The 11352-nt window shown below is 25.0% G+C and carries 7 protein-coding genes; 4 read left to right on the top strand and 3 right to left on the bottom strand.

What is annotated here, in order from left to right:
* The coding region (gene grpE / locus T380_RS0101985) for a nucleotide exchange factor GrpE (RefSeq protein ID WP_027334252.1) at positions 1-2747 on the top strand (2747 nt) is incomplete at its 5' end.
* A gap of 110 nt (positions 2748-2857) precedes the next feature.
* Entirely contained in the window at positions 2858-4672 is a 1815-nt protein-coding gene (gene dnaK / locus T380_RS0101980) for a molecular chaperone DnaK (protein WP_027334251.1), read from the top strand.
* A gap of 35 nt (positions 4673-4707) precedes the next feature.
* Here dnaK and T380_RS0101975 read toward each other — a convergent pair whose 3' ends face one another.
* Together T380_RS0101975 and T380_RS0101970 are read right to left on the bottom strand one after the other, a co-directional pair.
* On the bottom strand, positions 4708-5337 hold the full coding sequence (locus tag T380_RS0101975; RefSeq protein ID WP_027334250.1) for a LemA family protein: 630 nt from the start codon (positions 5335-5337) through the stop codon (positions 4708-4710).
* 39 nt (positions 5338-5376) lie between these two features.
* On the bottom strand, positions 5377-6633 hold the full coding sequence (locus tag T380_RS0101970; RefSeq protein ID WP_027334249.1) for a trigger factor: 1257 nt from the start codon (positions 6631-6633) through the stop codon (positions 5377-5379).
* Between the two features lie 94 nt (positions 6634-6727).
* On the opposite strand from T380_RS0101970, the gene T380_RS0101965 reads away from it, so the two are divergent.
* Together T380_RS0101965 and rsmG are read left to right on the top strand one after the other, a co-directional pair.
* The gene (locus T380_RS0101965) at positions 6728-7717 is read left to right on the top strand and encodes a ribose-phosphate pyrophosphokinase (RefSeq protein WP_027334248.1); all 990 of its coding nucleotides are present in this window, start codon (positions 6728-6730) and stop codon (positions 7715-7717) included.
* The gene (gene rsmG / locus T380_RS03900) at positions 7686-8348 is read left to right on the top strand and encodes a 16S rRNA (guanine(527)-N(7))-methyltransferase RsmG (RefSeq protein ID WP_036436858.1); all 663 of its coding nucleotides are present in this window, start codon (positions 7686-7688) and stop codon (positions 8346-8348) included. Before T380_RS0101965 ends, rsmG begins: the two co-directional genes overlap by 32 nt.
* A gap of 184 nt (positions 8349-8532) precedes the next feature.
* Here the strand turns inward: rsmG and T380_RS0101955 are convergent, their stop codons facing one another.
* On the bottom strand, positions 8533-10803 hold the full coding sequence (locus T380_RS0101955) for a S16 family serine protease (RefSeq protein WP_027334247.1): 2271 nt from the start codon (positions 10801-10803) through the stop codon (positions 8533-8535).
* Positions 10804-11352 lie beyond the last annotated feature (549 nt).

The following is an 11352-nucleotide window of genomic DNA, read 5'->3' as shown; positions in this document are numbered from 1 at the left end:
AGTTTGAAAAAACAAAAGATTCTCTCGAAAATTCGAGCGAGTTAATTTCTAAATTTAAAACAGAAAATAGTGAATTAATTAAAAAAGAAAAAGAAAATCAAAAAAATTTTGAAAAGCAAAGCAAAGAAACAAAACTAATATTCAAGAGAGAAATTGACACCTTAAGAAAAGAAAATTCTGATTTAATTAAACAAAATCAAACAATAAATACTCAATGAGCAACTGAAAAACAAGAAATTATTGATAAAACAAATAAAAAAATATTTGAATTAGAAACAAATAATAATGATTTAAGCACAAAGAATAAAGAACTTTCTAAAGTTCATGAAAAAGAAATAAAAACATTAACAGATAATAATAAAAAAGAGTTAGCAAGCCTTAAAAAAGATATACAAAACTTAGAAAAAAGCAACCAAAAAATATCTAAAGAACTAAATAATGAACGTGAAGTAATAGCAAATAAAACAAATAATATTATTTCTAAACTTGAAAAAGAAAAAGAGAGTTTAATAAACAAAGAAGTTGCTCAAAAAAATGAATATGAAAAAAGAATTTTAGAGTTAACCGAAAATTCTAAAAAAGAAATTTTATCATTAAAAAATAATCAAATCTCATTAGAAAAATCTATTTCAAAACTACAACAAGACGGTGATAAATATAAAAAAATTGCCCAAGAAACTCAAGAAAAATACTTAAAAGAAAAGAAAATAGCAGGTGCATTAAGTGTTGAAAAAGTAAAATTTAATGTACAGGAGTTGGAATCTAAAAGAAAAATTGAAGAAATAGAATCTAAAAATACAGAATTAATAAATAAAGTTAAAACCTTGACATCTGATTTAAATTTAATTAAGGTAAAAAATACAGCAACAGAACATGAATTAGAAAAAGTAAAAGTTGATAACACACAACTTGTTAAAGACTTAAGAAAGACTCAAACAGATTTTAATATTGTTTCATCTGAAAATAAAACACTTAAAGATGCTAGACAAACCTCGATGAATATTGAAAAAGAATTTAGCGGGAATAATAATGAAAAGCAATTAAAATCACGTATTAAAGATTTACTTATAGATGTTCAAATTTTAAGGAAAAATGACAGTAATTTAAGACGCGAATATGAAATATCCGAAAATGAAAATAATGAATTAAAATCTGTAAACATCAAATTAGAAAATGAATTAAGAAACACAAAAAATAACTTAGATAATTTAACAAAACAAAATAATGAATTAACTATTAATAGTAAAAATAAAATTGATATATTAAATAAAAAATATAAAAAAGATATTGATGATGCAAATAATCAAATTAATTTACACAAAGAACAAATTGCTAAATTAGAATATAAATTAGAAGAAAATGAATCAAAATTAGAATCACTAAATGAAGAAATTAGTGATATTAATATAGAAAAACAATCATTAGAAAAATTAAATGAAGAATTAACTATCCAATTCGAAAATTTAAAAACATCATCTAAAAATCAACTTGAAAAACAAACCAATGATCTAAATAATAAAATAAATGAAGCACTACAAGTACAAGTTAAATTAGATAATGAATTAACGCTATCAAAAAAACAATTAATAGAAGAACGAAATGTTAATTTAAATTTAAGTCAAGAAAATACTAATTTGAAAATTGATATAAGTAAATATGAAGCCGAGATAAATAATTTAAATAACGTTATCAAAAATGATTTAGAAAAGAAAATTGAAAATTTGAGCGATATAAATGATAAATTAAATATTGAAAATACAAATATAAAACTTAATTTCCAAAACTTAAACAATCAAATAGAAGATAATATAGTCCTTATAAATAAAATAAAGGCAGAAAACACGGAACTTGTAAAAGATAAGCTTCAATTAAAATCAGATATGAATGTTGTTAGAGATGAACTAAATGAAACACTTGATGAATTAAATAGTTATAAATCTCAAACAATACAACCTAATCAAGAAAATAATGATACTCCAAATGATTTTGTAAATACTGATATGGAAAAACAATTCCAAAATCTTAAAGCAAAAGCAACCGAAAATAATGAACTTATTAAAGAATTACAAGAAAAAAATGAAGAATTATTTAAATCAAACTCTATTTTTGAAACACAAAATGAATCTTATAGAAATGAAATAAATAATACTAAAAAGCAAGTCGCTGACTTACAAGTGCAGTTGAATTCATCTATTCAAAATCCAGTTAATCAAGGAGCAAACGCAAATTCTGAGGCTACAATTAATGCCTTAAATATGCAAATACAAGAACTTAATCAACAATTAATACAAAAAGATCAACAAATTGTTGAAAAAGCAAGAGAATTACAAGATAAAAACGATGAAGAATTTAGAAAAATTCGTCAAACTCAAGAAGAGCTTTTATCATCTGAAATGGCAAATGTCAAAAAATTTGGAAATCAATCGTTTTTTGAAAAAATGCTACCATTATTCATTAACTTTAACCTCGCATTGCAATCTGGTTTAAATCATGAAAATGGTGTAGTTAAAAACTTCGCTAAAGGTTTTGATATGGTTAAAAACCAAATGATTGATGGTTTTAAACATGGCGGAGTTAAAGAAATAGATGTTAAAGTTGGTGATGATTTTGATCCAGAAACATCAATGGTTGTCGAAATAGAACAAGGTAAAAATGAAAATAAAATAACAAAAGTTATTACTCCAGGTTATATGTTACATGATAGAGTTATTATTCCTGCTAAAGTTGCTATTTCAAAAAAGAAATAAAATAAGAACACACTATGTGTGTTTTTTTATAAAAATATATTTTTTAGCAATTAATTAACATGAGTGCTAAATTGTGTTATAATAAACATGTTAATAAAAAAGGAGATAAAATGGCAAAAGAATTAGTACTTGGAATTGACCTTGGAACAACTAACTCAGTTGTTTCAATAGTAGAAAATAAAAATCCAAAAGTTTTAGAAAATCCAAACGGAAAAAGAACAACACCATCTGTAGTAGCATTTAAAAATGATGAAATTATTGTTGGTGAAGTTGCAAAAAGACAACTTGAAACAAACCCAAACACAATTGCCTCAATTAAAAGATTAATGGGAACAGGTAAAACTGTTAAGGCAAATGGCAAAACATATAAACCTGAAGAAATTTCGGCAATGATTCTTTCTTACATGAAAGAATATGCAGAAAAGAAAACAGGTCAAAAAATAACAAAGGCAGTTATTACTGTTCCTGCTTATTTCGATAACGCAGAACGTGAAGCTACAAAAATAGCTGGTAAAATTGCAGGACTTGATGTTTTAAGAATTATTAACGAACCAACAGCAGCTGCTTTGGCTTTCGGATTGGATAATAACAAAAAAAATAGTAAGCAACAAAAAAGTTTAAAACTTTTAGTATTTGACTTAGGTGGTGGAACATTTGACGTTTCATGTCTTGAACTAGATGGTGGAACATTTGAAGTTTTATCAACATCTGGAGATAATAGACTTGGTGGAGATGACTGAGATAACAAGGTTGTTGAATGAATGGTTAATGAAATCAAAGATAAACATGATGGATTCGATGTTTCAAAAGACAAAATGGCTATGGCTCGTCTTAAAGAATCAGCAGAAAAAGCAAAAATTGACTTATCTAACCAATTAACAGCTTCAATTTCTCTTCCTTTCTTAGCAATCACTAAAAATGGCCCATTGAATGTGGAACTAGAACTAAAAAGAGCAGAATTTGAAAAAATGACACACGATCTTCTTGAAAGAACCAAAAAACCTATTCAAGATGCATTAAAAGAAGCTAAATTAACAAAGAAAGATATTGATCATATTTTATTAGTTGGTGGTTCGACAAGAATGCCCGCTGTTCAAGAATTAATTAAAACAGCTTTAGGAAAAGAACCTAATAGAACAGTTAACCCTGATGAAGTTGTTTCTATCGGTGCCGCAATTCAAGGTGCTGTATTAGCTGGTGAAATTGATGATGTTCTTTTATTAGATGTTACACCTCTAACATTAGGTATTGAAACACAAGGTGGCATTTTAACACCATTAATAGCAAGAAATACAACAATCCCTATTTCAAAATCACAAATTTTCTCAACATCAACAGATAATCAAAGTGCTGTAACAATCCGTGTATTTCAAGGTGAAAGACAAATGGCGCAAGATAACAAAATGTTGGGTGAATTCAACCTTGAAGGGATTGAATTAGCTCCTCGTGGTGTTCCTCAAATTGAAGTTTCATTCTCTATTGATGCTAATGGTATTACTACCGTTACTGCAAAAGACAAGAAAACAAATAAAGAAAAGAAAATAACAATCAAGAACGCTTCAAAACTTTCTGACGATGAAATTCAAAAAATGATTAAAGAAGCCGAAAAGAACAAAGAGGCTGATGCCAAACGTAAAGAGGAAGTTGAGATTATTAATAAAGCTGAATCATTGGTAAATCAACTAGAAAAAGCATTAGAAGAAAATAAAGAAAAAATCAATGAAAAAGAAAAGAAATCAACAGAAGATGAAATTAATGAAATTAAAAAATTAATTGATAAAAAAGATTTTGATAAATTAAAAAATAAAATAGAAGCAATCGAAAAAATGATTAATAGCATAAAAGAAGCTGCTTCTCATGAAGAATCGCCTATTGTAGATAAAGAAAATGATTCAGAAACTATTGATGCTGAAATAATTGAATAAAAAAATCAACCTAATGGTTGATTTTTTTTATTATATTAAAATTTAATTTCAACATCTCTTTTTTGTTCTGCTGTTGCTGCAAAAACACTTATTGTTGAAAGACCCATTGAACTTGCAATAACATTTGAAGGTCATGTAAATAATGATTGGTTAAAATTATTAACTTCGGCATTATAGAATCTTCTCACTGCCGCTATTTGATTTTCGCTGTTTGTTATTTCGTCCATTAACATAGCAAAATGTTTATCAGCTTTTAAATCTGGATAATTTTCACTAACTGCAAATAAGCGACCAAATACAGAATTTTCTAATTCAGTTGCTTTTTCACGATCATTTATTATTGGAAAATTACGCATTTTTGTAACTTGTTCGAGTGTTTGTTGTTCATGTTTTACATAACCTTTGGTTGCTTCAAACAATTTAACCAAAACATCCCTTCTTCTAACTAATTGCGTATCAATTTGACCACTTAATTCATTAATTTTTGTTTGCTTACGCATTAAATCATTCTTCATTTTTACATGAATAATAATAGGTATTATTAATAAAAATGATATATATCAGAAAAACATACCAACACCACTTGTAGTAGCTTGCTTGCTTTCTGTGTCAACCACAATTTTATTTTCTTTTTCTTCTGGGTTTTTGCTGTATAAATTAGCCATTTTTTACTCCTAACTATAACTAGATTTTTAACATATTAATTATATATAAGGAAACTTTTTGTCTTGAAAATATTTTTTAAAAAAATCATTGTTTACCAAAGAAATAATGCATAAAAATGTTTCTAAAATTAAAAATGAGTTCTCAATTTTGTCTTTATAAGAAATATCATCACGTATATCGTAATCAACTTTATTATGGGATTTTAGAACAATATCTTCAAAATTGCTAAATAATTTTTTATCTCTTTTAAAAATATATTTGTTATGAACTTCAAATTTCAAAATTTCATAAAATGCATCAAACGTACTTTTTTCTCATATTCTTTTTTTAAAGTTTTCTTCTGTTATTTTTGAAACTTCAAGATATTTTTCAAAACATCCAAATTCTAATTTTATTTGATTTTGTTCCTTAAACATATTAGCAAAATAAAATGCATTAATAAAATTTAATGGCACATCAATTTTTGATGTTTCAATTATTTCAGGACTTATTTTTTTAAGATAAGATGTCATAAATTTTTCCATAACTTCTAATTTTTTTTGTAGTAATATAAATGATTTTAGTTCTCTTAAATTTGTGACATCCTTTATTTTCATATTTTTTATATCATCATCACTTATTAAGTGTTTTTTTATTTCATATATTTTATGAATTTTTATTTTGCACTTTAATTCAATTTTTTTAAACATTTCATTTTTAGGTTTTAAATCAAATGTTTTCTCCTCACCTTCAACCATGCCTAAAATATTATTTAAAAGACCAAATTCATCATCAATTTTTGATAAAACAAGTCGCTTATTTTGCATTGATAATTCTTCCATTATTTCATTGTTTTTGAAAATACTAATATCCGCTAAAATTGCATGTTTTTCAGTAATTTTATCTTGAATTTCAATGTATTCTGCTTTTTCATATTCCATATTTTCTAAAACATTATCAACAATATTTTCATTAATTGTAGGTAGTTTAATTAAATTGTTTTTTAATCTAATTATTAAACTTTTTTCTGAGAGCTTATATTCACCATACTCTATTGAAAGTTCAATTGAATTATTTTTATATTTATAGTTAAAAGATGTATCCAAAAATTGAACAATGGCAATTCCTTCTTTTTCTTGACGAACCTTTTTTGCCATATCATTTGCATATTTTTCATATAAATATCAGCGCGTTTTATTTGATTCGGTAGTATTCCACTTATTAGAAAATTCTGATTCAAGACTTAATATTAACTCATTAAGTTCATCGCCATAAATTGTTACATTATATATATTATTAGAATCTGATACAATCATAAAACCCCTTATTTAGTATATTAATTATTAATAATATTATATAAATATTAATATTTAATTTACTATAATTAAAATATAAAGGTTTGGGGGTTAAATGAAAAACAATATTATGCTTTTCTGTTTAGATAATTCAGAAAAGTTGGGTATAAAAATATCAAAAAAATTAGGAATAACACAATCTAAAATTAATAAAGTAGTGTTTGCCGATGGTGAAACCATGCTAGGTTCAGAAGATACGGTTAGAAATAGAGATGTATTTGTTATTGCAAATACTGGAACACCAGTAAATAATAACATGATGGAATTATTAATTTTTATTGATTCATTAAAAAGAGCAAGTGCAAAATCAATAAATATTGTTTTAACATACTATGGATATGCAAGGCAAGATAGAAAAGATTCTGGTCGTCAACCAATTGGGGCAAAACTTGTTGCTAATTTATTAGAAGTAGCAGGAGCAACCAAAATAATAACAATTGACTTACATAACCCATCAATTCAAGGGTTCTTCGACATACCTGTTGATGATTTAAGGGCACAATTTGTTCTTGCAAAAAAAATTTTAGAAGAAGATCATGATGTTTGTGTTGTTTCTCCTGATCATGGTGGCACAGTTAGGGCAAGACTTTTAGCCGATCAATTATCACATAATATAGAAATATCTATTATTGATAAACGTCGCACAGGCCCAAACAAAACAGAAACAATGGGTTTGATTGGTGCAATTAATAAAAATACTGTCGTTATTATTGATGATATTATAGATACAGGTGGCACAATTTTAAAAGCTGCAAAACTTGTAAAAGAAAGTGGTGCAAAAAAGGTAATTATCGCCGCTACTCACGGTATTTTCTCAAGAGGTTTTGAAATTTTTGAGGATGCAGATTATGTAGATAAAGTTATAATAACAGATTCATTAGATAAAGAAGAATTAAAAAATAAATTCAAAAAACTTGAAATTGTTAGCTTAGATCAATTTATATCTGATGTTATAAAGGCAAATTCTACAAATAGTAGTGTAAGTAAGGTGTATGCTAACCTAAGGGAAGAAATTGGTAAACTTTGAAAAGCTTGTAGAAAATAATTACCCAAATTATTTTCTAAAGCTTAAAAAATACGTTTCATTAATAGAAAAATATAACTTAACAATGAATTTAACCGGATTTGAAAAAGATATACTTTGAAAAGACGTAATATATGAATCTATTAAATTTTTAGAAAAACTTAAAATTAATAATAATGATAATTGAGTTGATGTTGGTAGCGGGGCCGGATTCCCGTGTATACCTTTTTTAATTTGTAACTCTAATTTAAAATTAACAATTTTAGAACCAATGTTAAAAAGAGTTAATTTCTTAAAAATTATTGCTAAAGAATTGGATTTAAATATTGAAGTATTTCCTTTTAGAGCAGAAAATTTTAAGAGCAAACATATTTTTAGTGTAATTACAGCTAGAGCTGTAACTTCATTAAAAAACTTAATCTTGAGTACATATCATTTAGGAACAAATAATGCTTTATTTGGCTTTATCAAAGGCAAAAATATTCAATTAGAAATCGGCGAAGCCAAGAAAGTTGTGGAACAATTAAATTTAGATCTCAAAATTATAAATATGTGTGACACATTAAAAGATTTAAAAATAGTTTCATATAATAAAAAAAATAAGACACCAACAAACTTTCCACTAACATGAAATAATATTTTAAAATATTAAGAAAAAAAATAAATGGAAACCCATTTATTTTTTCGTTTTATGAGTTAACAAGAACAAAGTAGAAGAATTAATAGAAATGGCGCCGCAATAGGAAAAAGAAAAATTAGTATTGTTTTAAGGACTTTTCAATAAAATAAAAAAATTGCTCGTATTATATTAAATAATCATTCTATAATTTCTCACATTATTTTATCCCAATTTTAACCTTAGAATTGAAAATTTCTTCATAAACTTGACTAAATTCATTTACAAATATAAGTTGAATTTTATTTTTTCAAAGACCAATAATTTTTTCTGCATCTTTTTTGTTTTCGCTTGGTACGAACATTTTTTGAATACCGTATTCCAAAGCTCCTTGAATTTTATGCTCTAAACCACCTACTGGTAAAATATTTCCTTTTGCAGTAATTTCTCCTGTCATAGCTATCTTGTTTGATATTGGTATATTTTTAATTATTGAAATAAGACCAATAGCAAACGCCATACCCGCACTAGTTCCTGAACGCGGTAAAGAAGAAAATGGCATACTAAGTTTAAAACAATAATCATCAAAGTTAAAATCACCCAAATTTAATTGTTTTATATTTTCTCATACATAAGCATGAGCTATATTAAAAGAATCTCTTGTACTTTGATCAAAATTACCTAAGAAATCAGTATTATTTTTATTACTTTTTAACTTACAAATTTCAATTTCAGTAACACCTCCAGTCCCACTTGTTGTTGCATATAAACCATTAATAATTCCTGGTGTATAACCTTTATTATTTTTTATTTTTGAGGCCGCTAAATAATTAGGCTCTCCCAAAATCTTTTTTATAATTTTTTTATTAAAAACGTATTCTGTTATTTCTTCATTATTACATTTTTCTTGAACATGAGCGCATAATGTTATTAAATAAGATTTTAACTCTCTAAGGCCCGCACTATTGCAATAATTTTCAATTATATATTTTAATAATTTCTTGTTAAAAGAAAATAATTTTTCAGTTAGGTATTGAGATTTTATTATGTCTGGGATTATAAAGTTTTTTGCTATTTGTATTTTTTCTTCTAATGAATATGGTTTTATTTCTATTTTAGTGCATCTATCAATAAGTGGTTTACTTAATTTTGATATATTATTTGCCGTTAAAATGAATTGTACTCTAGATAAATCATATTTTTCTTCCAAAAATTCATCAACAAACGAATTATTTTGTTCAGGGTCTAAAATATCTAACAATGCATCTTGCAAATTCCCATAACTATCACTAGAACCAGCCTTATCGACTTCGACGAGCAAAATTACGGGATTAGATACTTTTAGTTTTTTAATCGTTTTAATAATATCTCCGCAATCCGCAAGAGACCATTCCTTTTTATTGCCTTTTAATGAAAATGCTTGGTTCATTCCGTTAATTGAAATTTTTCCAAATTTTCTATTTAATGCTTCCGCAAAAAATTTTGCTATATGTGTTTTTCCAACACCAGGTTCGCCATATAGTAAAATCGGTTTATTAGTTTGAATAACTTTAGATTCATTAACATAATTAAATAAAGAATGATCAAGTAATAAATCTTTAGTTATGGGAACAAAATTATTTTCTTTATGTTTGGATATATATAATGAGGAATTTATGTAATTAAAAATTTTATTTTTAACATCTTGCATTCCATATACATTATCATTAATTATTTTTTTAGCTTTATTTAAATCATTTGATTCTAAACTAACAATTTTTCACGGTAATTCCCTTATTATATTTTCAATTTGCTCATCTCGTCCTTCATCTCCTCAAGATCTTCCGGGAGAAAACATTTTTGAAGATTGTTTTTTTGATAAATTATAGTTATTATCTAATATATGTTTTGGATATTTATTTTTTTCATAATAAAAATCATTTTTTTGTTCATTATCCGATAATTCTTTTTTGTTTATTTTATTAACAGTGTTTTCATTATTAATATTTTCTTTTTCTTTTAAGGATGATTCATTCTTAGTGTCATCATCATAATTACAATCTATATTAATTGGATTATTTTTTTTATTTGATATATCAGGTTTAGATGAATTATAATCATCGCATCAAACCTCAGCATCTTCGAACAAATTTTCTATTTGCGAATTTTCAAGCTCTCTAAACACATCATTACCATTATCATCATAACAACCTCATAATTCAACAAAATGATTGAATTTGATAATTTCTTTTCAAGCATTATTTCAATATGGTTTTAGCATATTTGTGAATCTATCATTAATAGTTTCATAATAACTATCTTCTTCAGGCGAAGTAGTATGTAATTTAATTGCACCTACAGATGAATAATATTTCTCCAATATTCTTTGAATATTATGATAATTTCTTTTAAATAATTTTTTTGTTATTTCATATAAATCATCAATTTTTATGATTTTTTTCTTATTATCTGAATCAACATTTTGATTATTTTTATTATTGTCACTCGACATTTTTATCTCCTTTTTTATATTATTAAAAGATAAAATTTTGTATATTTATAAAATAAAAATAATAAAAAACAAAGATTTTATCTTTGCAATCATAAATTAAGAGGATTATAAGTATCAAATTTACTGATATTTTTTTCTCATATATTTTATGTTATTATTAATAGCCAATAACTATTTTATTGGGTCATGATAAGAACCATAAAACATAATTGTTTGAATCAATCTTAAATTCGATTGCAAAATTATTATTACGCTTTTTTTATTTTTGTGTATAAATTTTTATTTAATTCATATAATTCATATTCCCATTCAACAAAATCACTTTTTATAATTTATATAATGGAATAAAATTAGCTAAGTATAAAAATAAAATTTTTGTAAATTTTGCTATTAAAAATTTATGAAAAACAATAGCTTTTGTTGATTTTTTTAACATAAAAATAAATTTTTCCATTATATTCTTTATAAAGTAATTATTTTAATGGATGTTTCAGATTTAATTTTTTTAGATTTATTTATAAAAAAATGTTAAAACCGGGTAGTCTGTTT

It is taken from the genome of Mycoplasma elephantis ATCC 51980 (genome assembly GCF_000687815.1).
GTDB lineage: Bacteria > Bacillota_I > Bacilli_A > Mycoplasmatales > Metamycoplasmataceae > Mycoplasma_H > Mycoplasma_H elephantis.
Note: the sequence above shows the minus strand (reverse complement) of the source record. Positions and strands in the feature narration are given on the sequence as shown.